This is a genomic window from Telluria sp. Soil_C_11 (genome assembly GCF_057657395.1).
In genome coordinates, this window is record NZ_JBDGIN010000002.1 from 158,716 (window position 1) to 183,681 (window position 24,966).

Genomic DNA, 24,966 nt, shown 5'->3' on the forward strand with positions numbered 1-24,966 from the left:
GAGTCACAAATGCTGGACATTGGCGCCCTGATTACCTTCGTCACCGTCACGGAAACGGGCTCGTTCTCGACCGCCGCCCAGCAGCTCGGACAGACGCCGTCGGGTGTGTCGCGCACCGTCTCGCGGCTCGAGAAAGAGCTGGGAATGACCCTGATGCACCGGACCACGCGGCGCCTCGACCTGACCGCGGAAGGCGCCTGGCTGCTGGAACGGGCGCGCCGCGTGCTGGCCGAGCTGGCCGATACCGAAGCCCAGGCGGCGGCGCGGCGCGGCCACCCGGCCGGCCTGGTGCGGGTGAACGCCGCCACGCCCGCGCTCGACCATTTGGTGGCGCCGCTGGCGGCCGACTTCCTCGACGAATATCCGCAGGTGTCGCTGGAGCTGACCAGCGGCGAAACCATCGTCGACCTGATCGAGGAAAAAGTGGATGTCGCGATCCGCATCGGCATCCTGCCCGACTCCAGCCTGAACGCGCGCCTGCTGGGGCGCAGCCGGATCCGGGTGCTGGCCGCGCCGGGCTACCTGGAACGCCATGGCCGGCCGCAGACGCCCGCCGACCTCGCGCGCCACCGGCTGCTGGGCTTCACGGCGCCGGCCTCGCTGAACACCTGGCCGCTGCGCGACGGCAGCCAGGAAGGCGTGCTCGCCAGGCCGCAGGTGACGGCGTCCAGCGGCGAAACCCTGCGCCACCTGGCCCTGGGTGGGGCCGGCATCGCCAGCCTGTCGGACTTCCTGACCGGCGCCGACGTCGCCGGCGGCCGCCTGGTGCCGCTGCTGGAGGACGCCGCGCTGCCCTGGACCCAGCCGGTGTGGGCGGTGTTCTACAAACAGGGCGCGCTGGCGCCACGGGTGGCGGCCCTGGTCGAATTTCTGGCGCGGAGGCTGGCGAACGTGCTGGAAACTTGATGCTTTTTGTTAATATTGAAAACAGCTCATGTCAACCAGCAGAGGACCCATGAAACAACGCCGCCAGTTCCTGATCAATGCGCCGCTCGGCCTGCTCGCCGTGGCCGGGGCTTCCTCGTCCGCCTTCGGCGCCGAACCCGTGCCCCAGGTGTCCGACACGCCCGGCGCGCCGCCGACCTTCGGCGCCACCCCGGCGGTCGGCCCGGAAGTCACGCCCGCCACCTTCGCCGAAGCCGAGAAGCTGATGCAGGTGCAACTGAGCCCGGCCGAGCGCCAGATGGCGTCAAGCAGCTGGCGCGTTTCGCTGGCCTCGACGATGGAGCGGCGCACCGGCCCGCGCAAGCTGGCGATCGAGGACAGCGTGGCGCCGGCCACGGTCTGGACCCCGGCGACGGTGGGGACGAAAGCGGCGGTGGGCGCACCGGCGGGACCGCGCCACGAGCGCTTCGTGCGCAGCCGGAACGAGGCCGGCCCGCTGCCGGCGCGCGACGAGGACATCGCCTTCGCCCCGGTCACCAGGCTCTCGCGCTGGATCGAAACCCGCGTGCTGAGTTCCGAGCGCCTGACCCGCATCTACATCGAGCGCATCAAGCGGTACGACGGCAGGCTGCGCAGCGTGATCACCCTGACCGAGGAACACGCGCTGGCGCGCGCACGCCAGGCCGACCGGGAGATCGCCGCCGGCAAATACCGCGGCCCGCTGCACGGCATCCCCTACGGCGTGAAAGACCTGCTGGACACCAAGGGCATCCGCACCACCTGGGGCGCGGAGTTCTACCGCGAGCGCGTGCCAAGTAATGATGCCGCCGTGGTGGCGAAACTGGACGCCGCCGGCGCCGTGCTGGTCGCGAAGCTGAGCCTGGGCGCGCTGGCGCTGAACGACATCTGGTTCGGCGGCCAGACCATGAATCCGTGGCTGCCGGAAGAGGGCGCGTCGGGTTCGAGCGCCGGCCCGGGCGCGGCCACCGCCGCCGGACTGGTCGGCTTCTCGATCGGCAGCGAAACCGGCGGCAGCATCGTCAGCCCGTCGATGCGCTGCGGCGTCACCGGCCTGCGCCCGACCTATGGCCGGGTGCCGCGCACCGGCGCCATGACCCTGTGCTGGTCGCTCGACAAACTGGGGCCGATGACGCGCGGCGTCGAGGACGCGATGCTGGTGCTGAAGGCGATTTCCGGCGTCGACGCAGGCGACGTCGCGAGCGTGCCCGCGAAACTGGACTTCGATGCGAACGCCAAGGTGGCGGGCCTGAAGGTCGGCTACTTCGCCGACTGGATGAAGGAGGCGCCCGCCGTCGATGCCGACCGCGCCGCGCTGGAGCACCTGAAGAAGCTGGGCCTGGACCCGGTGCCGGTGACCTTGCCGGACTGGCCGTATCAATCCTTGAACGCGGTGCTGTTCGCGGAGGCGGCGGCGGCCTTCGAAGAGATCACGCTCGACCATCGCGTCGACCAGTTGAAGGCCCAGGTGCCGGACGCCTGGCCGAACCTGTTCCGCGAAGCGCGCTTCCTGTCGGCGGTGGACTTCGTGCAGGCCGACCGCATGCGGCGCAAGGTGGCGCTGGAGATGGCGCGGATCTTCACCCAGGTCGACCTGCTGCTGGTGCCTTCGCTGCGCGACGAGATGCTGACCATCTCGAATTTCACGGGCCACCCGTCGCTGACCCTGCGCACCGGTTCCGTGACGGTGGAGAAGGCGCGCAGCGACTGGGCTCCGAACCCGGCGCAGCCGCTGCCGACCTTTTCGCCGCCGCGCCGCGTGCCGCATGGGGTGACCTTGATCGGGCGCCTGTTCGACGAAGGCACGATCGGGCGGGTGGGACTGGCGCTGGAGAAGGCGGCGGGCGTGGCGGGCGAGCGGCCGCCGGGGTTTCGATGATCACGCGCCGCCGCGTTCCAGCCGCCTGTAGTAAATGAGCGAATACCCCGCCGGCACCAGCGCCCCGATCACGATCGCGCCGATCCCGAGGTGGAAGGGCAGGCCGAAGATCGCCGCGCCCAGCGCCACCAGTCCGCCCGCCACCATGGTCTTGGCGGCCAGGCGGTGCGTGGCGTACCAGACCCGGTCGCTGGCCAGGGTCCACGGGGTGCGCACGCCGAGCCAGAAATTGCGCTTCACTTTGCCGATCACATTCCCCAGCAGGACGATGCCGGCGCCGATCCCGCCCAGCAGGGCGCGCGCCATCGGCATCGTGCCGGTCGAGACGCCCCACAACAGCACCGCCTGGATGTAGGCGAGCAGGGCGGCGACCACGATGCCGCAGTACCACCAGGTGGCGCTGAAGCCGCCGACCCGGAACCTGTCGGGAGAAACGCCCGGCAGCACGGTCCACAGCAGGGTGACCATGGCCAGCAGCAGCGGCTGCGTGAACACCCAGCCGCGCGGGCCGTGGCGGTCGATTTCCCCCACGGCGTTCCAGTGCGTGGGAACGGTGTCGGGCAGATGGCGCCAGACCAGCAGCGTGGCGGCCAGCGTGAGCCCCAGCATCGGTATCGCGCACCACAGAAAGCGCTTCTTCGTCATTTCCTATCCTCCCTGGCGCCGCGCGCCATGTCCATGGTCCAGGCCAGGACATCCTCCAGGACCGTCGTGTTCAGCGCGTACCAGATGGTCTGGCCTTCGCGCCGGCTGGTGACCAGGCCGGCTTCCTTCAGCACCGAGAAATGGTGCGACATGGTCGGCTTGGTCATGTCGAAGCGGGCGGCCACGTCGCCGGCCGTCATCTCTTCCTTGCGCAGCAGATGCAGGATCTCGCGCCGCGTCGGATCGGCGATGGCCTTGAAGGCGGAGGTGAGCGTGCCCGTCATGTTCGATGTTTCTCTAATTAGATGTTTGTCTAAATATAGGTTTCGCCGCCGGTCTTGTCAAGCCGTCGGCAATCTTCGCGCGGCGGCACTATCATGGCTCTCCTGTCTATATATGAGCGCGAGGAAAACACCATGCACACCTCTTCGATCCCCGTACTGCGGATTGCCGCCTTCTGCGACGGCGACCAGGGCGGCAACCCGGCCGGCGTCTGGATCGGTCCGGCCCTGCCGCCGGAGGCCGAAATGCAGCGCCTGGCGCACGAAGTGGGCTTCTCGGAAACCGCGTTCGCCGCGCGCAGCGGAGACGGTTTTCGCGTGCGCTACTTCTCGCCGGCGGCCGAAGTGGCGTTCTGCGGCCACGCCACCATCGCCCTCGGCGCCGCGCTGGCGCGCAGCTTCGGCGACGGCGTCTACCGGCTGGCCCTGAACCAGGCCGACATCACCGTCGAAGGCCGGCACGACGGCCAGCGCATCGCGGCCGCGCTGCAGTCGCCGCCGACCCGCAGCGCGCCTGCCGACCCGCAGCTGGTGGCCGCCGCGCTCGACCTGTTCGGCTACCGCAACGCCGACCTCGACCCGCGCATCCCGCCCGGCCTGGCCCATGCCGGCAACGACCACCTGGTGCTGGCCCTGGCCAGCCGCGAGCTGCTGGCCGCCATGCGCTACGAGCTGCAGGCCGGGCGCGAACTGATGCTGGCCCATGGCCTGGTCACGATCGTGCTGGCGTGGGCCGAGAGCGCGCGCCTGTTCCACACCCGTAACCCGTTCGCCGTCGGCGGCGTGGTCGAGGACCCGGCCACGGGCGCCGGCACCGCGGCCCTGGCTGGCTACCTGCGCGACCTCGGCTGGCCGCATGGCGGCGCGATCGAGGTGGTGCAGGGCGAGGACATGGGCATGCGCTCGCGCCTGCACGCCGACATCGGGAGCGAGCCCGGCAGCTCGATCCGGGTGGCCGGCACGGCCCGTTTCATGTAATGCCTGGAAATGAAACGTACGGATGTGCGGAATGAGAGGAAAAGGGGGTAAAAAGCGCGCTTCCTCAAGGTTTAGGATTTTTTTGAAGGATTGATAATGATCAAAACAAATGCCGTTATCTCTCCGAAGGAAGTTCTGCCATGGATATGCGCGACCCCGCCATTTTTCTTTCTGCTACCGCCACGCAAGGAATGCCGACCGAGCGCCTGCCGTTCACGGTGCGCCGCGTCGACTCCGAGGACGCGCTCTGGAAAGCAGTTCGCATCCGCCAGGCCGCCTATGCACGCCACGTGCCGGATTTCGCGCGCACCCTGTCCATCCCTGAAGCCTCCGACTACGAGGACGACACCGTGGTGCTGCTCGCCGAGTCCAAGCTGGACGGCTCGGCGCTGGGAACCGCCCGCATCCAGACCAACCGGCACGGCCCCTTGCACCTCGAGGAATCGATCGACCTGCCCGAGTGGCTGCAGGGACGCCGCCTGGCCGAGGTTACCCGGCTCGGCGTCTCCGAGGGCCGCATCGGCCACGTGGTCAAGGTCGCGCTGATGAAAGCCTTCTTCCAGTACTGGGAGCAGAGCGGCACCGAGTACGCGATCGCTACCGGCCGCGCGCCGATCGACCGCCAGTATGAACAGCTGATGTTTTCGGACGTGTTCGAGCCGGGCCAGATGATTCCGCTGAGCCACGTCGGCAACATTCCGCACCGCGTGATGGCCTTCGAGATCGCCACCGCCGAAGCGCGCTGGACCGCCGCCAAGCACCCGCTGCTGAAGTTCGTGCGCCAGACCAACCACCCGGACATCCAGATCGGCGAGTTGCGAACACGCCACAAAATCGGGGCATCCCTGCCGCAGCGGACCCTCGCGCCTGGCCCGATCCGGGAGTTTGCCGCGATCTGAAGAAAAAATTGCATGACGGAATCATAGGCAGGCTGTATGCTTGCGGGCAATTGCCCAACCGTTTGCCCCTATGTTCCAGCCGCTCCAGCCGCCCACTCCGTCGCAGAAGAAGCTTCCGGTGATGGCCGCGCACCGCGTGGTCGAGGCGGCCATGCGCCTGCTGTCGGTGTACCTGGTGCCGGCCGGGGTGGCGCTGGTCTCGATACTGGCGCTGGCGCTGTGGAACAGCCATGACGTCGCCTCCGGCGGCCAGCCGCTGGCCTTGCGCGCCGTGGCCGAGGCCCACGGCCCGCTGCAGCCCGCCGCGGCGCTGCGCCAGCTCGCGCAGGCCGAGCCGCTCGAGTTCCACGATACCCATCTTTCCGAAGCGCCCGTCTGGTTCAGGCTGGGCACCCATGGCGTTCCCGGCGACGTCGTCGAATTCCCCTCGCGCCACGCGCTCGCGATCCGCTGCTGGGACGCCGCGACCCTGCAGCTGCTGGGCGACGCCTCGCGCGGCGGCGAGAGCGGGGCGCTGACCCCCGTCAAGTCGGGCTTCGCCCTGCGGCTGCCCGTCATGCCGGCCGAGGTGCTGTGCCGCGCCACCTTCTCGGGGCCGGCGCACCTGACCGCATTGCTGTGGCCGGCCGGCGAGCTGGCGCTGTCGGCCCAGCAGTTCCATCGCCAGTCTGGCCTGCTCGACGGCGGCATGATCGTGCTGAGCCTGTTCATCCTGATCACCGCCATCATCAACCGCCAGGCGATCTACCTGCAGTTCGCGGCCTGGCTGATCCTGAACCTGCGCGTGGGCGCGCTGTCGGCCGGCTGGGATACCCAGTGGCTGGGGCAACTGGTGCCGGCCGACTGGCTGCTGCCGAGCCGCGCGCTGACCATGGCGCTGTACTCGATCTCGACCCTCACGCTGTACATGACCCTGTTCGGCCCCGAGCTGCTGCGCACCCGTTTCATGACGCCGCTGCGCATCATGCAGTGGGGCTCCCTGGTCCTGCTGCCGTGCGCGCTGTGGCTGCCTTACGGGAACTTCCTGCCGGTGATGTGGGGCATCGTGGCGGCCGGGCTGTCGCTGATGATCCTGGGCCTGGTCTACGTCATGCTGCGCTCGCAGTCGCGGGTGGCGATCTGGTTTGCCGCCTCGTTCGTCGTGACCTACCTGGGCGGCCTGACCGAAGTGTTTTCCGCCGCCCTCGGCGTGCGCCAGCTGCTGGGCGTGGCCAACAGCGTGACGGCGGCGCTGGCCTCCAGCCTGCTGGCGGCGCTGGCCATCGCCGAGCAGATGCGCATCGAAACCAAGAAGCGGATCGCGGCCCAGGCCGAACTCGAACACGCCTACGAGGCGATGCCGGTCGGCCTGTTCACGCTCGACCAGTACGGCGGCTTCCTGTCCGCCAACCCGGCCCTGCTGCGCATGCTCGATTGCGAAGCGCTGGCGCCGGGCCGCACGCGCTGGCAGCAGTTCTTCAGCGACGCCACCTGGAGCCACCTGCGCGAACAGGTGCATTCCCAGCTCAGCGTCGAACTCGAGATCGACCCGCGCGAGGGCGACCGCCGCTTCCTGGTGCGCGCCACGCTGGCGCATGGCCGCATCGAAGGCGTGCTCGAAGACATCACCGAAAAGACCAAGGCCACCGAGCAGCTGCGCTTCATGGCCAACAACGATCCGCTGACCAAGGTCTTCAACCGGCGCGGCATCGAGAAGATGTTCGAGACCGCCGCCGCGGCCGCCGCCTCGGCGCCGGGCCGTCCGCTGACCCTGGCCTACCTCGACCTCGACCGCTTCAAATTGATCAACGACCTGTTCGGCCACGCCGCCGGCGACGAAGTCCTCAAGCAGGTCTGCGAGCGGGTGGCGATGACCCTGGCCGGCAACCAGCAGGTCGGCCGCGTGGGCGGCGACGAATTCGTGATCGTGATGCCGGACACGGCGATCTCGATGGCCTCGCTGATCTGCCGCAGCATCGTCGACCGCATCGGCGGCTCGCCCTACCGGGTCGGCGACAAGGCCTTCCATGTGCGCGGCTCGGTCGGCCTGATCGAAGTGGCGCCGGGCATGGAGATGAAGGACGCGATCTCGACCGCCGACCGGGCCTGCCGCGAAGCGAAGGACGGCCACAGCGAAGGGCTGGTGGTGTACAAGCGCGGATCGAGCGCCTTCCACGAGCGCGAGGCCGAGCTGAACCTGGTGGCGCGCCTGAACGGCCCGAACCCGACCGAAGGCATGTTCCTCGAAATGCAGCCGATCATGTCGCTGCGTTCGCCGCACGAATCGCTGAACTTCGAGGTGCTGCTGCGCATGCGCGAGGACGACGGCCGCGTGTCGCCGGCCGGCCCGGTGATCGCCGCCGCCGAAAAGAGCGGACGCGCGGGCGTGATCGACCGCTGGGTGCTGTCGAGCACCCTGGCCTGGATCGAGGACCACGTCGAGTCGCTGACCAACACCCGTTTCGTCTGCATGAACCTGTCGGGCGCCTCCCTGAACGACGAGCGCTTCGTGCAGGACACGCTGGAGATCCTGGCGCGCTACGAACACGTGGCGGCGCGCCTGTGCATGGAGATCACGGAAAGCGTGGCCCTGCACGACCTGGACAACACGCGCCGCTTCATCGACCAGGTACGGGCCTTCGGCGTGAAGGTGGCGCTGGACGACTTCGGCGCCGGCTACACGTCGTTCTCCTACCTGAAGGAGCTGCCGGCCGACGTGCTGAAGATCGACGGTAACTTCATCGTCAACATCAACGCCCATCCGGCCAATGTCGCCATCGTCGAGGCGATCGTCAGCCTGGCGGTGAACCTGGGCATGAAGACGATCGCCGAGTGGGCCGAGGATGCGGACACGGTGCGCACCCTGGCCGAGATCGGCGTCGACTACGTGCAGGGCTATGCGATCGCGCGCTCGCAGCCGCCGGAAAAACTGCTGACGGCCAGCTCCTCGGCCAGCTTCATCAAGAGCGAGGACGTGCAGCAGCTGGTGCGCACCCTGGGCGCGCCGGCCAACGAGCCGGAACTGTTCGACGCCGCGCCGCTGCGCGACCTGCATTGACCAGGCACGCGCCGGAGCTGGATTAATTCAGTCCGGCCAGCCGCGGCCGCGCCTCCTGCAGCATCAGCATGCGGCGCGCTTCCTTCATGGTGGCGATGTCGCGCGACAGCGGGGCCGGGCGCACCACCTGCGGCCTTTTCCAGCCGTCGTGGCGCAGCTCGGCCGGCGTGACGACGTGGCGCTGCGGCAGCCGCGTCTCGCTGGCCAGCTTCACCGTCGCGGACCCGCCTTCGCAGGGCTGGTCGGTCAAGGTCACGTGGCCGCTCCCATCGATACATTTCACGATCTCGTTGCCGGCCATCGTGGCCGGCGCCATGGCTGCCGACAGTGCAGCCGCGGCAATCATGCTCAGCAGTTTAACTGGGCGCTTCATGATGTTCTCCTGTGCTATGGTCCAAGTGTGCCTGCCGTGCCCGCCGTGATCTGTACGTTGCCTCACCCTGACCGCGAAGCTGCCCGACAACATGAAGACATCCACATTCCTCGGATCCTTGCTGGCCCTGAACCTGACCCTGATCCTGGCCGCCTGCCAGCATGCGGGAAACCGCGGCATGGGCCAGGGCGCCGTGCTGGCCGCACAGAACCAGGGCGGCCCGGCCAACGCGCTCGGCATCCCCGGCGCCTCGGCGGCCCACGCCGGCGGCGCACCCGACATGCGGGCCGGCGCGCAGCTGGCGGAGCACGGCGCGCCGAACGGCGTGGCGGCCTGCGCGAGCTGCCACGGCGCCCGGGGCGAAGGCGATGCCGCGAGCGGCTATCCGCGCATCGCCGGCCAGTCCGCGGCCTACCTCGGCACCCAGCTCGGCGCCTACGCCAACGGTGCGCGGGTGAACCCGGTCATGCAGCCGATCGCCAGCGCCATGAGCGCGGAGCAGATCCGCGACGTCAGCGCCTGGTATGCGTCGCTGGCCGCCGCTGCGCCGGCCGCCGCCGCGCAGCCCGCCGATGCCGCCATGGCGCGCGGTCGCCTGCTGTCCGAAGCGGGCGACCCGGGCCTCGGCGTGCCGGCCTGCGCCAGCTGCCATGGCCCCGGCGGCGAGGGCAGGCAGCCCGACTACCCCTACCTGGCCGGCCAGCATGCGAACTACCTGACGAAGGCGATGGCCGACTGGAAGAGCGGGGCGCGCAAGACCGACAGCAGCGGCCAGATGCCGCACATCGCCAGGGCGCTGCCGGACGCCGACGTCGCGGCCCTGTCGGCCTGGTTCGCGGCCCGGCCGGCGCCTGCGGCGCGCTAAGCGGGGAGGCGCCGGCGACAGGTGCGCTCAGCGGTAAACTGTGACATCATGTTCTACTGATATCACGACGTTCTACTATCCCCGCCCAGATGCCGTCCCACCCCGACCACTCCGCCACGAACGAAGAGCTGCGCTTCCGCGAACTGTTCCGGCAGGCCCCGGTCAGCCTCCAGATCCTCGCCCCGGATGGCCGTACGCTGCGCGTCAACAAGGCCTGGCAGGCGCTGTGGCAGATCCACGAGGGGACCGAGCTGTACGCCTGGGTGCTCGGCGAGTACAACGTGCTGGACGATCCGCAGGTGGTCGAGAACGGCGTGCATGCCTACCTGCGGCGGGCGCTGGCGGGCGAATCGGTGGAGATCCCCGCGATCCGCTACGACGTCGGCCGCCTCGAGGGCGGCGTCCAGCACGTGCGCTGGGTGACGGCGCGCGCGCATCCGATCCGGGACGCCGGCGGCGCCGTGCTCGAAGTCATGCTGATGCATGAGGACATCACCGACCGGATCGAGACCGAACGCGCGCTGCGCGTGCGCGAACAGCGCTTCCGCTCGCTGGTGATGGCGACTTCGCAGATCGTCTGGACCAATACCGCGCAGGGCCGCGTGCTCGAGGACTCGCCGTCATGGCGCGCGTTCACGGGCCAGAGCCACGACGAATGGAACACGCTCGGCTGGCTCGATGCCCTGCACCCGGACGACCGCGAGCGTTCCGCGCGGCTGTGGGCGCACTGCGTGGCGACGCGCAGCGTGTTCGAGACCGAATACCGGCTGCGCCGCGCGGACGGGGAGTACCGCTGGACCGCGGTGAAGGGCGTGCCGGTCCTCGACGAGGACGGCAGCCTGCGCGAATGGATCGGCGCCAATACCGACATCCACGAGATGGTCATTGCCCAGGCCGAGCTGGCCCAGCGCCTGGAGCGCGAGAAGCGCAATTCGGCGCTGCTGGCGCGGGTCGCGCAGGCTTCGCGCACCGTGCACATGGCCTTGTCGGGCGGGGACATCGCCGCCGCCCTGGTGGACGAAGTCCGTGCCATCCTCGACGCCCGCGAAGCCCGGGTGGCGCTGGACGATGGCGTCCATGAGGAGCTGCCCGGCGGCGGGCTGGCGGTGCCGCTGGCCGACCGCAACGGCCGCGAGTTCGGCCTGATCCGGGTATGGGACAAGATCGAGGGCGCATTTACCGAAGAGGACGAAGCGGTCCTCGTGCAGCTCGCGTCGATCGCGGCCACCGGCTTCGAGAACGCGCGCCTGGTCGCCTCGCTGCAGGAGCAGGACCGGCGCAAGGACGAATTCCTGGCGATGCTGGCGCACGAGCTGCGCAACCCGCTCGCGCCGATCTCGGCGGCCGCGGAGCTGCTGAAATCCGGCCGCGCCGACGAGGCGCGCGTCGCCAGGGCGAGCGAGGTGATCGGGCGCCAGGTGCGGCACATGACCTCGCTGGTCGACGACCTGCTCGACGTCTCGCGCGTCACCCGCGGGCTGATCGAGCTGGAACGCAGCCGCGTCGCCATCGGCGCGATCGTCGCCAGCGCCGTCGAGCAGGCGCGGCCTTTGGTCGAGGCGCGCGCGCATGTGCTCGCGGTGGAGCAGGAAGCCGGCGATGCCGCCGTCATCGGCGATGCCAACCGCCTGGTGCAGGTGATCGTCAATCTGTTGAACAATGCGGTCAAGTACACGCCGCGCGGCGGACGCATCGTGCTGTCGGTGACGCGCGGGGAGGGGGCGGTGCGCATCGCCGTCCGCGACAACGGCATCGGCATCGACGCCGGTTTGCTGCCGCAGGTGTTCGACCTGTTCACCCAGGCCGAGCGCACCCCGGACCGCGCCCAGGGTGGTCTCGGCATCGGGCTGGCGCTGGTGCGCAACATCGTCTGCCTGCACGGCGGCACGGCCAGCGCGCACAGCGACGGGCCGGGCAGGGGCAGCGTGTTCACGGTCAGTCTCGATACCGTCGACACGCCGCCCCATGCAGCGGCAGGAACGCCTTAGCTGCGGTTCGGATTGTTCGGACGGGCGTCCATGCGGTTCGGCACGCCGTCGCCGTCGCGGTCGCGGTCGCGGCCGTTGCGGATGCCGTCGCCGTCGCGGTCACCGCGGCGCCAGCCGCCGCGTTCCATCACCCAGTGGCCGTCGCGCTCGACCCAGGTCGGGGCGTTGTAGGCGTAGCCGTGGCGTTCGCGCAGCCATTTGCCGCGCATCCAGACGTAACGGCCGTGACGGTATTCCCAGTGTCCCGGCGCCCACACGTGTCCGCGGCGCGCGTGCGGGACACGCTCGGCGCGCGGGGCCGGCGGGGCTTCGCGGATGATGACGGTATCGGCCGAGGCGGGGATGGCGACGCTGCCGAAGGAGCCGGCAACCAGGCTGGCGATGAGAAGCTTGTGCAACTTGTTCATTGTGGCCTCCATGTAGAGTGATGTTGCAGCTTTACTCTACGCGCCGGAGGCCGGCCCGACTGTGCGCGGTTTAACGCGCTCAGGCTTTGATGCCGCCATCCGCGAGCGCGCGGCGGCCGCGCTCTTCGAACACGCCGGTTTCCACGCGGTTGATCGTCACCAGGCGGAACATGGCCAGCACCCGGATGATCAGCCAGCCGGCATCGAACTCCCACCAGCGCATCGAGGTCTTTGCCGACGCCGGATAGGCGTGGTGGTTGTTGTGCAGTTCCGCTCCGCAGAAGATGATTCCGATCGGGAAGAAATTACGGGAGTGTTCCCGGGTCTCGAAGTTGCGGTAGCCGACCACGTGGAAGAAGCTGTTGATGAAGCCCGCCGCCCAGACCGGCGACACCGACAGCTGGAACAGCCAGATATACAGGCCGTGCTCGACGCCGAACAGCGCCATCTCCGCCAGCAGGAAGAACCAGGCGCCCTTGAAGCGGTGCTTCGTGTACAGGTGCGTGTCCATCCAGTCTTCCTTGACGCCGACGCCGTAGGTCCTGATCACGTCCGGGTTGGTCGCTGCCCTGCGGTACAGGAGCACGCCCTTGGTCAACACCCCCATGAGGCCGTGGATGACCGGGCTGTGCGGATCCTCGGCCGTATCGGTCTTGGCGTGGTGCTTGCGGTGCACGGCAACCCACGCCTTCGCGGTCATGCCGAAGGTCGTCAGGAAGAACCACATCCGGAACAGCTGGCACAGCACCGGATGGAAGGTGATCGCGCGGTGGCTGCGCGAGCGGTGCAGGTACAGTTCGCTGCCGACGATGGTGATGACGAACGACACCGCCATGGCCAGCATGACGGCCTTCGGCGAAAGATGGACAAGTCCTGAAAACATCTTCTTCCCTTTGATGAACAAGCAAGTTGGGAAGAAGGATAGCGGGGCCGCCTTGTTTTCTAAGCCACGATTACAGCCGCTTTTACCGCCTGATTATGCCGATTGCCACGCCCGGCCATCGACGAGGGTCAGGCGGCGACCAGGCTGGCGAAGCGCGCCAGGTCGACGTTGCCGCCGCTGACCAGGATGCCGACTTTCTTGCCGGCGACCGGTACCACGCCATGCAGGGCAGCCGCCGCGGCCAGGCAGCCGGTCGGCTCGACGACGGTCTTCATGCGCTCGGCGAAGAATTTCATGGTCTCGACCAGCTGGGCATCGCTGACGGTGACGATGTCGGACACCAGTTTGCGGATGACGGCAAAATTGTGCTGGCCCAGGTGGCTGGTCTGGGCGCCGTCGGCGATGGTCTGCGGCACGCCGATGTCGACGATGGTCCCGCTGCGCAGCGATTGCTGGCCGTCGTTGCCGGCTTCCGGTTCGACGCCGATCACCTGGCAATGCGGCGACAGCGTCGATGCCGCCAGCGCGCAGCCGGCCAGCAGGCCGCCGCCGCCGAGCGGCACCAGCAGCACGTCCAGCTCGCCCACTTCGTCGAACAGTTCCTTGGCGGCGGTGCCCTGGCCGGCGATCACGTCCGGATGGTCGTAGGGCGGAATCAGGGTCATGCCGCGCTCGCGCGCCAGGCGGGCGCCGATCTCTTCGCGGTTTTCGGTGTAGCGGTCGTAGAAGATCACTTCGCCGCCATAGCCCTGGGTGGCGCGCACCTTCAGCGCCGGCGCGTCCTTCGGCATGATGATGGTGGCGCGGATCCCGGCCAGCCTGGCCGACAGGGCGATCGCCTGCGCATGGTTACCGGACGAGAAGGTCAGCACGCCGGCCTGGCGCTGGGCCTCGGTGAATTTCGCGATGGCGTTGCAGGCGCCGCGGAACTTGAAAGCGCCCATGCGCTGGAAATTCTCGGCCTTGAAGAACAGGCGGGCATTGGCCATGGCGTCGGCCGTGCGCGAGGTCAGGACCGGCGTACGGTGGGCCACGCCCTCGATGCGCGCGGCGGCCTGTTCGACGTCGGAATAGTGCAGGGTGGTGTCGGTCATGTGGGTCGGTAGGATGAGTGAAACGTCAGCTCGCCAGCGGGAACGAGAACTGCAGCACCAGCCCGCCGCCGTCGCGGTTGCGCACCTGCAGTTCGGCGTTGTGGCGGGTGATGACGCGTTCGACGATCGCCAGGCCGAGGCCGGCGCCGTTGGCCTGGCCGCGCGCGGTGTCCAGGCGCGTGAAGGGGCGCAGCAGCAGCTGGATCTGGTCCTCCGGCACGCCGACCCCGTGGTCGCCGATCTCGACCACCGCGCGGCGGCCGTGGCCCGTCATCTTCACATGGCAGGCGATGTCGATCTCGGTGACGTCGGACCCCGGCGTCTTGCCGTAGCGGCGCGCGTTCTCGATCACGTTGTTGATCACGCGCCGCAGGTCGGTGGCGTTGGCCGGCACGTGGATGCCCGGCTCGATGGCGGTGGTGGCGCGCACGTCCGCCAGGCGGCCGGCCGCGTGCGCGCAGTCTTCCAGCAGCTCGGACAGGTCGACCGGCACGAAGGTGGCGGCCTCGGTCGGGCGCGCGAAATCGAGGAACTGGCCGATGATGGCGTCCATCTGCGCGATGTCGGACTGGATGCCCTCGCGCGCTTCCTGCGACAGGTTGGCCATCTCGACTTCCAGCTGCATGCGCGCCAGCGGGGTGCGCAGGTCGTGCGAGATGCCGGCCAGGATCACGGCGCGGTCCTTTTCCAGCTGCTGCAGGTCGTCGATCATCTGGTTGAAGCTGCGGTTGGCTTCGATGATCTCCTGCGGGCCCTTTTCGGGCAGCGGAGCCGGGCGCTGGCCCTGGGCGATCGCGCGCGCGGCCGCGGTCAGGCGCGCCAGCGGCAGGTTCACCAGGCCGGAAATCAGGGCGGCGCCGAGCAGCGAGAGCGCGCCCACCACCGTGGCCCAGCCCAGCCATTGCACGCCGGTGAGGCCGGCGATGCGCTCGCGTTCGAGCATCAGCCAGTACTTGTCGCCGTCGATGTCGAAGCTCATCCAGAAGCCCGGCATGTCGTTCACGCGGCGCGAGAAGCGCGTGTCCTGGCCCAGCTTCTCGCGCACGCGCGCGGCGATCTCGGGCATCAGGGAATTGGCGGGCGGCGGCTCGACCTTGTCGTCGGGCTCCAGCGTGAGGATGCGGATGCCTTCGTTCGACACCAGCTCGATCAGCAGCTCGCGCCGCAGGTCGGGCGAGGAGTGGGTCAGCGCCGCCTTGGTGAGGGTGACCACCGAGACCAGCAGTTCGGCGGTCTGCTCGGCCTGCGAGCCGCGCTGGAACACGTTGATCATGCCGATCCACGAGGCGATCGACAGGCCGGTCAGGAAGGACAGCAGCAGGAAGGTGCGCCAGAACAGGCCGCTCTTCATGCGGCCGAAAAAGCGTGCGCGCGGTGCTTCGGACATCGATGCGGTCACGGGTCCGATCAGCGCGGCTGGCCTTCAGGGATGAACACGTAGCCCAGGCCCCAGACGGTCTGGATGTACAGCGGGCTGGACGGATCGGGTTCGATCAGCTTGCGCAGGCGCGAGATCTGCACGTCGAGCGAGCGGTCGAACACTTCGTACTCGCGGCCGCGCGCCAGTTCCATCAGCTTCTCGCGCGACAGCGGCTGGCGCGCATGGCGGGCGAACACCTTCAGCACCGAGAATTCGCCGGTGGTCAGGGGCACGGTCTCGCCGTTCTTCTTGAGGGTGCGGGTGCCGAGGTCGAGCACGAAGTCGCCGAACTCGAAGGTCTGCGGGGTTTCGGAAGGCGCGCCGGGGATCTCGTCCGGGCCCTTGCGGCGCAGGACGGCGTTGATGCGCGCCACCAGCTCGCGCGGGTTGAAGGGCTTGGGCAGGTAGTCGTCGGCGCCCATCTCGAGGCCGACGATGCGGTCGACGTCCTCGCCCTTGGCGGTCAGCATGATGATCGGGGTCTGGTCGCCGGCGCCGCGCAGGCGGCGGCAGATCGACAGGCCGTCCTCGCCGGGCAGCATCAGGTCCAGCACCAGCAGGTCGTAGCGCTCGCGCAGCCACAGCTTGTTCATGGCCGGCGCGCTCTCCGCGGTCACGACCTGGAAGCCCTGTTCGGTCAGGTAACGGCGCAGCAGGTCGCGCAGGCGCACGTCGTCGTCGACCACCATGATCTTGGCGGAATGGCCGTTGTTCTGGCCTCCGTTATTCGAGCTCGTTGCATTCATGAGTCTGTCAGGATTTGTCAGATTAATGTCGCTATGGTAACTTCATATGGCTGTGCGGACGGGAGATATTGCCGAGGCATTACATTGTGTTACAAACTTTACCCAATTGGTCTTATACCCCCGGTGGATTCCACATACACTGGCCTCACGTCGAAACTGAAACACAGCTTAGCTTATCCCCTTACTTGGCATCGCGGAAGAGGCACACCATGAACAGCGTCACCAACCATCACGCAGGAACGAAGGCAGGGCGGTTTGCCCGCAGCGCGCTTCGCAGTGTGCTGGCGTGCGCCCTGGTCCTGGGCGCCTCGGGCGTCGCATTTGCCCAGCAGTATGGCGACCGCCAGTACGGCGACCGCCGCGACGATTCGTCCATGCAGCAGCCGATGCAGCAGTCCGGCCGCGGCGGGCGCTTGCAGCTGCCGCCGGAGCGCGACCCGCGCTACGACGTCCGCGCCTACGAAGAACAGCGCCGCCTGCAGCAGCAACAGCAGCAGCAGCAGCAGTACCAGCAGATGCAGCAGGAACAGCGCGAGTCGCGCCGCGGCAGCGGCCGCATGACTCCCGATGAGCGGCGCGACCTGCGCCGCCAGATCAACGAAGCGGGCATGGACCTGTATCCGCCACGCCGTTAATTGCCGGCTTCATTTCCGTAATGCAATCTAGTTGCCAGATATTTATTTAATCTCGGCAACGTGATACGCTACCCGGTCTACTCTGGACTGGGAGTTCCACGTGTCTACGGATTTTGCGGCCGCGCCTCCGGCGCAAGCACAGGCGCCCCGTTTTGCCGCCACCGGCCCTGAACACTGCCTCGCCCGGCGCGCGGATGGCGTGTACGCCGATCCCGCCGTGCTCGGCACCACGCTGGTCGCCGCCATCGACAACATCTTCCGCAGCGGCCAATACCTGGCCGGCATCGACTATCCGGTCCTGCTCAAGGCCCTGTTCGACCATGGCCCCGCGCTGCCGAAGGCGGCCGACGGCAGCGCCGTGGTCCGGATCGCGGCCGACATCCTGCCGTTCGATCCGGCGCGGCGCGAGCTGTATCGCGCGGTGAAGATCGGCGCCGGCCGCGCCGAATACTATTTCGAGCCGGTCTGGCTGCAGGATCCCGCCGATCCGGACGCCCCCGGCGTGCCGGCCCGCCTCGACCTCGACGAATTCATCGCCGACATGTGGCTCAAGGGGATCCGCTTCGGCATCGACCTCGAGGCCGTGCGCGCCGCGATCGACCTCTCGAAGGCCGAGCGCGTCACGGTGGCGCGGCGCCTCGACCCGGAACCGGGGCAGGATGCGCGCATCGTCGAAGTCTCCGACGACATCCACCGCAACGACGCCCCGCGCCAGCTGGCCAACGGGCGCCTCGACCTGAACAGCTTCCAGAACCGCTTCCCGCAGATCCAGCCCGGCGTGCGCCTGCTGCAGAAGATCCCGCTCACCGTCGGCCGGCCCGGCTTCGAGATGTCCGGCGCGGCGCTGACGCCCAAGCCGGGCAGCGACTTCGAGCTCGGCGAGTATGCCGGCGAGGGCACGAAGGTCGAGCGCCTGAAGGAAGGCGAATTCCTGGTCTCGCACCAGGCCGGATTCCTGACGGTCGAGTCGTCGACCAGCAAGATCTCGGTGGGCGCCAAGATCGTCAGCCGCGACGGCGTCAGCGCCAAGACCACCGGCAACCTGCAGCTCACGGGCGATTACGAGGAATTCGGCGAGGTGCAGGAAAAGCGCGTCATCGAAGGCGAGAGCATCACCGTGCACGGCGACGTGTTCGGCGAGCTGGCCTCGCGCGGCGGCACCATCCTGCTGCATGCCAACCTGGTCGGCGGCAGCGCCCACAACAAGCGGGGCGACATCCGCGTGCGCGGGGTCGCCTCGGGGGCCGTGCTGCAGGCCGAGGACGGCGCGGTGTTCCTCGAGCGCGCCGAGAACTGCGTGGTGTCCGGCACCCGGGTCACGATCGCGCATGCGGTCAATTGCGAAGTGATCGGCGACGAGGTGAGCATCGGCCAGGCCGAGGGCAGCGCCGTCGCCGGGCGCCGCGTGACGGTCGAATTCGCAATGCCGCGCAAGCAGGGCGAGATGCTGGTGTACGTGCTGCGCCCGGACGGCGCGCAGGTCGAGGAAATCATCGCCGCGATCGGCGCGCGCCTGGCGCAGTTCGGCGAACTGGCGGCGCGCCACAGGGCGCAGATGGAGGCCCTGACCGCCCAGCCGGCGGTGCGCAGTTACCTGATGCTGGCCTCGCGCGTACGCAAGAACGAGATCAACTTCACGCCCGAGCAGGCGCGCCAGTTCCAGCGCATGGGGCAGGAGGTCGGGCCGGCGCTGAAGGCGATCGGCGAGGTGTCCGGCAAGATCAGGCAGCTCGACGCCGACCAGGAGGAGGGCCGCAAGGTGCTGGCCGACCTCGAGCGCCAGCGCCAGGATGCCTCCTGCGTGTCCGCCGTCACGGTCCACCAGGTGCAGGGCGACACCTTGGTGCGCGTGCTCGGGTACAGCCCGGCGGCGGGCGCACCGTATATCATTGCGCCACGCGAGGCCCGTGCGCGCCTGCGCGGGCCGCAGTCCGGCGAACTGCTGTTCTCCGGCGCGCAGGGAAGCTTCGCATGGAGCAGCGAGCAGGCCGCCGTGGCCTGACGACCGACAAAGACAAGAGGAGACAAAGCTTGAAAACGATGCATCCGACAACCCGCCGTACCTTGATCGCGACCCTGGTCGCAGGCGCCGTGCTGGCGCTGCCGGCCGCCGCCGCCACCAGGGCGGCCCCGGCGAAAGCCCAGGGCAAACCGACCGTCGTCGAAGCCGAGCGCTTCATCAAGGACGCCGAAGAGAAGCTCGAGCAGCTCGGCCTGGACGCCCAGCGCGCCGAGTGGGTGGCCGAAAACTTCATCACGCTCGACACCCAGGCCATCACGGCCCAGGCCAACGAAAGCTACCTGACCCTGAGCGGCGAGACGGCCCTGAAGGCGCGCCGCTACAAGGACCTGAAGCTGCCCGCGGCCAGCGCGCGCAAGCTGATGCTGATGCGGCAGACCCTGATGCTGCCGGAGGCCGCCGACCGCGCGACCTACGCGCGCCTGGCGGCGCACATGACCGGCGCCTACGGCTCGGCCAAGTACTGTCCGCCGGCAGCCGCGGGCGCGGCGGCGAAGCCGTCCTGCATGCCGCTCGGCGAACTGGAAAAGGTGCTGGCCACCAGCCGCGACCCGAACCGCCTGAAGGAAGTCTGGCTCGGCTGGCACGCCCAGTCGCCGGCCTACAAGGACGACTACGCAAAATACGTCGAGGTGTCGAACAAGGGCGCACGCACGATGGGCTTCGCCGACACCGGCGCGCTGTGGCGCTCGGGCTACGACATGAGCCCGGACGCTTTCTCGGCCGAGATGGAGCGCCTGTGGCAGCAGGTCAAGCCGCTGTACGATTCGCTGCACACCTATACCCGCTACAAGCTGCGCCAGGCCTACGGCGCCTCGGTGGTGCCGGCCAGCGGCCCGATCCCGGCCCACCTGCTCGGTAACATGTGGGCGCAGAGCTGGGACAACCTGTACCCGCTGCTGAAGCCCGCCACCAAGGAGGGCGGCGAAGACCTGACCGCGCTGCTGGAAGAGCGCAAGACCGACGCCGTGGCGATGACCAGGTATGCCGAGGGCTTCTACACCTCGCTCGGCATGCGCGCGCTGCCGGCGACCTTCTGGGAACGCTCGCTGCTGACCAAGCCGCGCGACCGTGAAGTCGTGTGCCACGCCTCGGCCTGGGACCTGGACGGCAAGGACGACGTGCGCGTGAAGATGTGCATCACCCCGACCGCCGAAGACTTCCGCGTCATCCACCACGAACTGGGCCACCTGTACTACGACCTGGCCTACAGCGGGCAGTCGCCGATGTTCAAGAACGGCGCCAACGACGGCTTCCACGAAGCCATCGGCGACACCGTGGCGCTGTCGATCACCCCGGCCTACCTGAAGCAGATCGGCCTGATGAAGAGCGAGCCGGACCCGTCGCAGGACATCGGCCCGCTGCTGTACACCGCGCTGCAGAAGGTCGCCTTCCTGCCGTTCGGCTACATGGTCGACAAATGGCGCTGGCAGGTGTACTCGGGCCAGGTCAAGCCGGCCGACTACGACAAGGCCTGGTGGGCGCTGAAGGAGCAGTACCAGGGCGTCGGCCGTCCGGCGCCGATCGCGGAGGGCGGCTTCGACGCCGGCGCCAAGTTCCACGTCGCCAGCGACACCCCGTACGCGCGCTACTTCCTGGCCCACGTCCTGCAGTTCCAGTTCCACCGCGCGCTGTGCCGCGAAGCCGGCTACACCGGCCCGCTGAACCGCTGCTCGGTGTACGGCAACAAGAAGGCCGGCGCCAGGTTCCAGCAGATGCTGGAGATGGGCAAATCGAAGCCGTGGCCGGAAGCGCTGAAAGCCGTCACCGGCGAGGACGGGATGGATGCGACGGCGATGCTGGATTACTTTGCGCCGTTGAAGGCCTGGCTGGATGAGCAGAATCGGGAGTTGGCCAAGACCGATGCGTCGGTCAAGCCGTAAGAAAAGTCGTACTCGTTAGCATTGAGACCGTCGTTCCCGCGAAGGCGGGAATCCAAGTTCGTGGCAGATCGAAAAACTTGGGTTCCCGCCTCCGCGGGAACGACGTTTACGGGTTGCGGACTTCGGCCAGCAGCGCGTAGCACTCCCCAGCATCCTCCGGCAGCCCCGCAAACAGCGAGGCATCCCCATCCTCCACTACCCCCTGCTCGACCAGCATCCTGACCCTGCCCAGGTACCCGCTCAGCATCAGCAGCCTGCCCAGCGGCGATATCGCCGTCCCCTTGCGCATTCCCCCTTGCTCGGCCAGGGCCTGCACCACGCCGTCCGGGAAATTCCACTCGCGCGCGATGCTGACGCTCAGGGCGCGGGTATCGCGCGCCAGCTGGGCCCAGAACACGCCGGAGCCGAGTTGCGGCTCTCCCTTGGTCGCCTGGTCCATGGTGCGCAGGGCCACGGTCAGGCCGACGTTCTGCAGCAGGGCAGCCAGGAAGGCGTCGAATGGTTCGATGCCGAGGCCCGGCGCCAGCGCCCGCGCCGCCACCGCGCAGCGTTCCGAATGCTCCCACAGGATCGGCGCCAGGCGCCGTACGTAGAAGCCGGAGTGGACGTCGATGATGGGGCGGAAGGCGACGGTCGTGATCAGCTGGCGCAGGCCTTCCTGGCCGATCAGGATCACGGCCTGCTCGACGCTGGTGACGGTGGCGCCGGTGCCCTGGTAGCAGCTGTTGGCGAGGCGGATCACCGCCGCCACCAGCACCACGTCGGACGAGATCGTGCGCGACAGTGCGGCGCCGGAAAAATTCTCGCTGCGCAGGCTTTGCAGCAGTTGCGGGATCAGGCCCGGCATGCGGCGCACCAGCGCGGCGCCGGACTGCTGCGAGGACAGGATGCCGGCGAGCGCCTCCAGCACCCGGGCTTCATGCGGATTGAGTTCCAGGCCGCCCTCGTCGGCGCGCTCGTACAGCCAGGCGTTCCAGGCGCCGTCGACGCGGTCGAGCAGTTCGAAAGGGATCGGCATGCCGGCCGGGCGCACGCCTGCCTGGCTTGCGGCGGGTGCGCGAACGGCTGCCGCGGGGGAGGGCGCGGCGGCGGGAACCGGCGCAGGCGCCGGGACGGGATCCGGCACGGCCACGGGCGGCGCCGGGCGCACGGGCGCGGAAGGGCCGGAAATCAGGCGTCGCAGCCACCGGTACATGGTCAGTTCCTCATTGTTTCGCGTGCACGCATGGGCGCACATTGTACGGGCGCGGCCGGCGAAAGCAAACTTGCTTCTGCTGCAAGCAAAAGTTGACTGTACTCAATTGTTACAGGAAGTGCCCGTCTTAGCATGACCATCTCGATTAAAGGACGCGCCATGCGTGACACCATGATTTCTTCCGGCTCCGATCCGATGCGCTTCCTGAGCTTTTCGCTCGGCGGCCTCGAATACGGCATCGACTTCGCCAGGGTGCAGGAACTGCGTGTGCTCAAGGCACTCGAGCGCTTTGCCGCGAGCGGCGAGATCATCGGCGGGGTTGCGGTATCGCGCGGCGTGATCATCCCGCTGGTCGACATGCGCGTGGCCTGCGGCAGCGCGCCCGACGCGCCCGATCCGATGACCGACGTGATCATCCTGAGGCTGTCGAGCTGCGTGATGGGGATGGTGGTGGATGGCGTGACCGGCGTGGTCACGCTGGCGCCGGAACAGGTGGCGCCGCTGCCGGCGGCGGGCGCGGACGGCGAACGGCCCGGCTACCTGCTCGGCCTCGGGCAGGCCGGTGGACGGCGCCTGATCCTGGTGGACATCGAGCGCCTGATGTCGGTGCGGAAGCCGGCGGCGGCGCGGCAGGTGGCCTGAGACCTAAAAACGTCGTCCCCGCGCAGGCGGGGACCCAAGTTTGATGAGCTGTCGAGATGCGAACAGAACTTGGGTTCCCGCCTTCGCGGGAACGACGGTCCAACGGCTAACTCAAGCCGCCAGACTCTCCAGCTGCTCCTGCAACTCCAGCCACTCCTCTTCCAGCGTCCCCAGGTCGCGCACCACGAAGGCCTGGTCGGCGACCAGGGTCTTCAGCTCTTCCTTCTTGTCCGCCTCGTAGATTGCCGGTTCCAGCAGGCGCGCGTCGATCTCGGCCTTGCGCGCGTTCAGCTTGGCCATCTGCTCTTCCAGGCGCTTGATGCGGTTTTCGATCGGCTTCTTCAGGGCCGCCATGCGCTGGCGCTCCTCGGCTTCGAGACGCTTCTGTTCCTTGCGGTCGACGGGAGCGATGGGCGCCGCGGCCGGGGCGTTCGCAGCCGGCGCATCGGTCTTCGAAGGCAGCGGCGTGGCGGCGTCGCCCTTGGCCAGCTTGGTCTGGAACAGCCAGTTCTTGTAGTCGTCCAGGTCGCCGTCGAAGGGCTGCAGGCGGCCGTCGGCGACGATGATGAATTCCTCGGTGGTGGCGCGCAGCAGGTGGCGGTCGTGCGAAACCACCACCAGGGTGCCTTCGAACTGGGCCAGCGCCAGGGTCAGGGCCTCGCGCGTTTCGAGGTCGAGGTGGTTGGTCGGTTCGTCCAGCAGCAGCAGGTTCGGACGCTGCCAGACGATCAGGGCCAGCGCCAGGCGCGCCTTTTCGCCGCCGGAGAAGGGCCTGATCGGGCTGGTGACCATATCGCCCGGGAAGTTGAAGCCGCCCAGGAAGTTGCGCAGCTCCTGCTCGCGCACGGTCGGCGCGATCTTCTGCAGGTGCCACAGCGGCGATTCGTCGTGGCGCAGCATCTCGACCTGGTGCTGGGCGAAGTAGCCGATCACCAGGCCCTTGCCGAGCGTCGCGGTGCCGGCCAGCGGCGCCAGTTCGTTGGCGATCGTCTTGATGAGCGTGGATTTGCCGGCGCCGTTCACGCCCAGCAGGCCGATGCGCTGGCCGGTCTGCAGCGAAAAGTTCACGCGGTGGACGATGGTCTTGCCGCCGACCTTGTCGCCGTGTTCGTCGAGGACCGGGTAGCCGGCGTCGACGTCTTCCATCACCAGCAGCGGATTCGGCGCCGACAGCGGATCGCGGAACTCGAACGAGAACTCGGCGGCGGCGCGCAGCGGGGCCAGCTCCTCCATCTTGGCCAGCGCCTTCATGCGGCTCTGGGCCTGGCGCGCCTTGGTGGCCTTGGCCTTGAAGCGGTCGACGAAGGACTGCAGGTGGGCGCGGGTGCGCTGCTGCTTTTCGAAGGCGGCCGCGGCCAGCACCATGTGGGCGGCGCGCTGGCGCTCGAAGCTCGAATAGTTGCCCGAGTAGCGCTTCAGCTTGCGCTCGTCGATGTGCACCACCACGTTCACGATCTCGTCGAGGAAGTCGCGGTCGTGCGAGATGATGATCAGGGTGCCCTGGTAGCGCTTCAGCCAGTCTTCCAGCCAGATGATGGCGTCCAGGTCGAGGTGGTTGGTCGGCTCGTCCAGCAGCAGCAGGTCGGAAGGGCACATCAGGGCCTGCGCCAGGTTCAGGCGCATCCGCCAGCCGCCGGAGAAGCTGGCGACCGGCTGGCGCATCTGCTCCAGCGAGAAGCCCAGGCCCAGCAGCAGCTGCTCGGCGCGCGACTGCACCGTGTAGGCGTCGGCATCCGCCAGCGCGCTGTGTACGTGGCCGATGGCGAGCCCGTTTTCCTGGGTGTGCGGGGCGGCCTCCAGGCGTTCCAGCTCCGACTGCAGGGTGCGCAGGTTGGCGTCGCCGTCGATCGCGTATTCGATCGCGGGACGGTCCAGCGCAGGGGTCTCCTGGGCCACGTAGGCCATGCGCCAGCGCTGCGGGAAATCGATCGCGCCCTGGTCCGGGTGGAGCTCGCTGCGCAGCATGGCGAACAGGCTGGACTTGCCGGCGCCGTTCGCGCCGATCAGGCCGATCTTGTCGCCGGGATTGAGGGTGAGGTCGGCGTCTTCCAGCAGCGGCTTGGTGCCGCGCATCAGACTGACGTTGGAGAATCGGATCATAAGAATTTATTGATATCGTCGTTCCCGCGCAGGCGGGAACCCAAGTTTGCGTGGTTCGCCACGAACTTGGACCCCCGCCTTCGCGGGGGCGAC

21 protein-coding genes are annotated in these 24,966 nt (G+C 68.4%); 11 read left to right on the forward strand and 10 right to left on the reverse strand.

Annotated elements, in window-relative coordinates; translation table 11 throughout:
* The first annotated feature begins 9 nt into the window (after positions 1-9).
* Both AC3A6M_RS03610 and AC3A6M_RS03615 read left to right on the forward strand, forming a co-directional pair.
* Complete coding sequence (locus AC3A6M_RS03610; RefSeq protein ID WP_487851370.1) at positions 10-906, forward strand: LysR substrate-binding domain-containing protein; 897 nt, start codon at positions 10-12, stop codon at positions 904-906.
* A gap of 49 nt (positions 907-955) precedes the next feature.
* Entirely contained in the window at positions 956-2,782 is a 1,827-nt protein-coding gene (locus AC3A6M_RS03615) for an amidase (RefSeq protein ID WP_487851371.1), read from the forward strand.
* Here the strand turns inward: AC3A6M_RS03615 and AC3A6M_RS03620 are convergent, their stop codons facing one another.
* Together AC3A6M_RS03620 and AC3A6M_RS03625 are read right to left on the reverse strand one after the other, a co-directional pair.
* On the reverse strand, positions 2,783-3,427 hold the full coding sequence (locus AC3A6M_RS03620; RefSeq protein ID WP_487851372.1) for an SdpI family protein: 645 nt from the start codon (positions 3,425-3,427) through the stop codon (positions 2,783-2,785).
* The gene (locus AC3A6M_RS03625) at positions 3,424-3,711 is read right to left on the reverse strand and encodes an autorepressor SdpR family transcription factor (RefSeq protein ID WP_487851373.1); all 288 of its coding nucleotides are present in this window, start codon (positions 3,709-3,711) and stop codon (positions 3,424-3,426) included. Before AC3A6M_RS03625 ends, AC3A6M_RS03620 begins: the two co-directional genes overlap by 4 nt.
* Positions 3,712-3,843: 132 nt before the next feature.
* Here AC3A6M_RS03625 and AC3A6M_RS03630 point away from each other — a divergent pair, with 132 nt between their 5' ends.
* The 3 genes from AC3A6M_RS03630 to AC3A6M_RS03640 all read left to right on the forward strand — a co-directional run bounded on the left by AC3A6M_RS03630 (position 3,844) and on the right by AC3A6M_RS03640 (position 8,622).
* Positions 3,844-4,686 (forward strand): PhzF family phenazine biosynthesis protein, encoded by an 843-nt coding sequence (locus AC3A6M_RS03630; RefSeq protein WP_487851374.1) that lies wholly within the window; start codon positions 3,844-3,846, stop codon positions 4,684-4,686.
* Positions 4,687-4,826: 140 nt separating this feature from the next.
* Positions 4,827-5,585, forward strand: coding sequence for a hypothetical protein (locus tag AC3A6M_RS03635; RefSeq protein WP_487851375.1), 759 nt, complete (start codon positions 4,827-4,829; stop codon positions 5,583-5,585).
* Between the two features lie 70 nt (positions 5,586-5,655).
* A complete protein-coding gene (locus AC3A6M_RS03640; protein ID WP_487851376.1) occupies positions 5,656-8,622 on the forward strand; it encodes an EAL domain-containing protein in 2,967 nt (988 codons plus the stop codon).
* A gap of 22 nt (positions 8,623-8,644) precedes the next feature.
* On the opposite strand, the gene AC3A6M_RS03645 is transcribed toward AC3A6M_RS03640, so the two are convergent.
* Positions 8,645-8,995 (reverse strand): DUF4124 domain-containing protein, encoded by a 351-nt coding sequence (locus AC3A6M_RS03645; RefSeq protein WP_487851377.1) that lies wholly within the window; start codon positions 8,993-8,995, stop codon positions 8,645-8,647.
* A 91-nt stretch (positions 8,996-9,086) separates the two neighbouring features.
* On the opposite strand from AC3A6M_RS03645, the gene AC3A6M_RS03650 reads away from it, so the two are divergent.
* Entirely contained in the window at positions 9,087-9,860 is a 774-nt protein-coding gene (locus AC3A6M_RS03650) for a c-type cytochrome (RefSeq protein ID WP_487851378.1), read from the forward strand.
* A gap of 89 nt (positions 9,861-9,949) precedes the next feature.
* A complete protein-coding gene (locus AC3A6M_RS03655) occupies positions 9,950-11,848 on the forward strand; it encodes an ATP-binding protein (RefSeq protein ID WP_487851379.1) in 1,899 nt (632 codons plus the stop codon).
* On the opposite strand, the gene AC3A6M_RS03660 is transcribed toward AC3A6M_RS03655, so the two are convergent.
* The 5 genes from AC3A6M_RS03660 to ompR all read right to left on the reverse strand — a co-directional run bounded on the left by AC3A6M_RS03660 (position 11,845) and on the right by ompR (position 16,398).
* Entirely contained in the window at positions 11,845-12,255 is a 411-nt protein-coding gene (locus tag AC3A6M_RS03660; protein WP_487851380.1) for a YXWGXW repeat-containing protein, read from the reverse strand. The two genes, AC3A6M_RS03655 and AC3A6M_RS03660, sit on opposite strands and share 4 nt — an antisense overlap.
* A 79-nt stretch (positions 12,256-12,334) precedes the next feature.
* Entirely contained in the window at positions 12,335-13,138 is an 804-nt protein-coding gene (locus tag AC3A6M_RS03665) for a fatty acid desaturase (RefSeq protein WP_487851381.1), read from the reverse strand.
* A 128-nt stretch (positions 13,139-13,266) separates the two neighbouring features.
* Positions 13,267-14,232 carry a threo-3-hydroxy-L-aspartate ammonia-lyase gene (locus AC3A6M_RS03670; protein ID WP_487851382.1) on the reverse strand — a complete coding sequence of 322 codons (966 nt, stop codon included), beginning with the start codon at positions 14,230-14,232 and terminating at the stop codon, positions 13,267-13,269.
* Between the two features lie 25 nt (positions 14,233-14,257).
* Positions 14,258-15,619: an ATP-binding protein gene (locus AC3A6M_RS03675; RefSeq protein ID WP_487851383.1), complete on the reverse strand. Its 1,362-nt coding sequence runs from the start codon at positions 15,617-15,619 to the stop codon at positions 14,258-14,260.
* Positions 15,620-15,639: 20 nt separating this feature from the next.
* On the reverse strand, positions 15,640-16,398 hold the full coding sequence (gene ompR, locus AC3A6M_RS03680; protein WP_258847468.1) for an osmolarity response regulator transcription factor OmpR: 759 nt from the start codon (positions 16,396-16,398) through the stop codon (positions 15,640-15,642).
* A gap of 209 nt (positions 16,399-16,607) precedes the next feature.
* Between ompR and AC3A6M_RS03685 the strand changes: the two genes are divergently transcribed.
* The 3 genes from AC3A6M_RS03685 to AC3A6M_RS03695 all read left to right on the forward strand — a co-directional run bounded on the left by AC3A6M_RS03685 (position 16,608) and on the right by AC3A6M_RS03695 (position 20,936).
* On the forward strand, positions 16,608-17,033 hold the full coding sequence (locus AC3A6M_RS03685; RefSeq protein WP_487851384.1) for a hypothetical protein: 426 nt from the start codon (positions 16,608-16,610) through the stop codon (positions 17,031-17,033).
* 100 nt (positions 17,034-17,133) lie between these two features.
* Entirely contained in the window at positions 17,134-19,035 is a 1,902-nt protein-coding gene (locus AC3A6M_RS03690) for a flagellar assembly protein A (RefSeq protein ID WP_487851385.1), read from the forward strand.
* Between the two features lie 38 nt (positions 19,036-19,073).
* Positions 19,074-20,936, forward strand: a complete 1,863-nt coding sequence (locus tag AC3A6M_RS03695; RefSeq protein ID WP_487851732.1) for a M2 family metallopeptidase — start codon at positions 19,074-19,076, stop codon at positions 20,934-20,936.
* Between the two features lie 106 nt (positions 20,937-21,042).
* On the opposite strand, the gene AC3A6M_RS03700 is transcribed toward AC3A6M_RS03695, so the two are convergent.
* A complete protein-coding gene (locus AC3A6M_RS03700; RefSeq protein WP_487851386.1) occupies positions 21,043-22,131 on the reverse strand; it encodes an HDOD domain-containing protein in 1,089 nt (362 codons plus the stop codon).
* A 159-nt stretch (positions 22,132-22,290) separates the two neighbouring features.
* Between AC3A6M_RS03700 and AC3A6M_RS03705 the strand changes: the two genes are divergently transcribed.
* The gene (locus AC3A6M_RS03705; protein ID WP_487851387.1) at positions 22,291-22,773 is read left to right on the forward strand and encodes a chemotaxis protein CheW; all 483 of its coding nucleotides are present in this window, start codon (positions 22,291-22,293) and stop codon (positions 22,771-22,773) included.
* A 111-nt stretch (positions 22,774-22,884) separates the two neighbouring features.
* Here the strand turns inward: AC3A6M_RS03705 and AC3A6M_RS03710 are convergent, their stop codons facing one another.
* Entirely contained in the window at positions 22,885-24,873 is a 1,989-nt protein-coding gene (locus tag AC3A6M_RS03710; protein WP_487851388.1) for an ATP-binding cassette domain-containing protein, read from the reverse strand.
* Positions 24,874-24,966: the final 93 nt, after the last annotated feature.

Bases quoted from the DNA above. Each gene is read 5' to 3' on its own strand.
- AC3A6M_RS03625 (WP_487851373.1), bottom strand. From the start codon at position 3,711: ATGACGGGCACGCTCACCTCCGCCTTCAAGGCCATCGCCGATCCGACG.
- AC3A6M_RS03635 (WP_487851375.1), top strand. From the start codon at position 4,827: ATGGATATGCGCGACCCCGCCATTTTTCTTTCTGCTACCGCCACGCAA.
- AC3A6M_RS03645 (WP_487851377.1), bottom strand. From the start codon at position 8,995: ATGAAGCGCCCAGTTAAACTGCTGAGCATGATTGCCGCGGCTGCACTG.
- AC3A6M_RS03650 (WP_487851378.1), top strand. From the start codon at position 9,087: ATGAAGACATCCACATTCCTCGGATCCTTGCTGGCCCTGAACCTGACC.
- AC3A6M_RS03705 (WP_487851387.1), top strand. From the start codon at position 22,291: ATGCGTGACACCATGATTTCTTCCGGCTCCGATCCGATGCGCTTCCTG.
- AC3A6M_RS03700 (WP_487851386.1), bottom strand. From the start codon at position 22,131: ATGTACCGGTGGCTGCGACGCCTGATTTCCGGCCCTTCCGCGCCCGTG.
- AC3A6M_RS03630 (WP_487851374.1), top strand. From the start codon at position 3,844: ATGCACACCTCTTCGATCCCCGTACTGCGGATTGCCGCCTTCTGCGAC.
- ompR (WP_258847468.1), bottom strand. From the start codon at position 16,398: ATGAATGCAACGAGCTCGAATAACGGAGGCCAGAACAACGGCCATTCC.
- AC3A6M_RS03660 (WP_487851380.1), bottom strand. From the start codon at position 12,255: ATGAACAAGTTGCACAAGCTTCTCATCGCCAGCCTGGTTGCCGGCTCC.
- AC3A6M_RS03675 (WP_487851383.1), bottom strand. From the start codon at position 15,619: ATGTCCGAAGCACCGCGCGCACGCTTTTTCGGCCGCATGAAGAGCGGC.
- AC3A6M_RS03615 (WP_487851371.1), top strand. From the start codon at position 956: ATGAAACAACGCCGCCAGTTCCTGATCAATGCGCCGCTCGGCCTGCTC.
- AC3A6M_RS03685 (WP_487851384.1), top strand. From the start codon at position 16,608: ATGAACAGCGTCACCAACCATCACGCAGGAACGAAGGCAGGGCGGTTT.
- AC3A6M_RS03640 (WP_487851376.1), top strand. From the start codon at position 5,656: ATGTTCCAGCCGCTCCAGCCGCCCACTCCGTCGCAGAAGAAGCTTCCG.
- AC3A6M_RS03620 (WP_487851372.1), bottom strand. From the start codon at position 3,427: ATGACGAAGAAGCGCTTTCTGTGGTGCGCGATACCGATGCTGGGGCTC.
- AC3A6M_RS03710 (WP_487851388.1), bottom strand. From the start codon at position 24,873: ATGATCCGATTCTCCAACGTCAGTCTGATGCGCGGCACCAAGCCGCTG.
- AC3A6M_RS03655 (WP_487851379.1), top strand. From the start codon at position 9,950: ATGCCGTCCCACCCCGACCACTCCGCCACGAACGAAGAGCTGCGCTTC.
- AC3A6M_RS03665 (WP_487851381.1), bottom strand. From the start codon at position 13,138: ATGTTTTCAGGACTTGTCCATCTTTCGCCGAAGGCCGTCATGCTGGCC.
- AC3A6M_RS03670 (WP_487851382.1), bottom strand. From the start codon at position 14,232: ATGACCGACACCACCCTGCACTATTCCGACGTCGAACAGGCCGCCGCG.
- AC3A6M_RS03695 (WP_487851732.1), top strand. From the start codon at position 19,074: ATGCATCCGACAACCCGCCGTACCTTGATCGCGACCCTGGTCGCAGGC.
- AC3A6M_RS03610 (WP_487851370.1), top strand. From the start codon at position 10: ATGCTGGACATTGGCGCCCTGATTACCTTCGTCACCGTCACGGAAACG.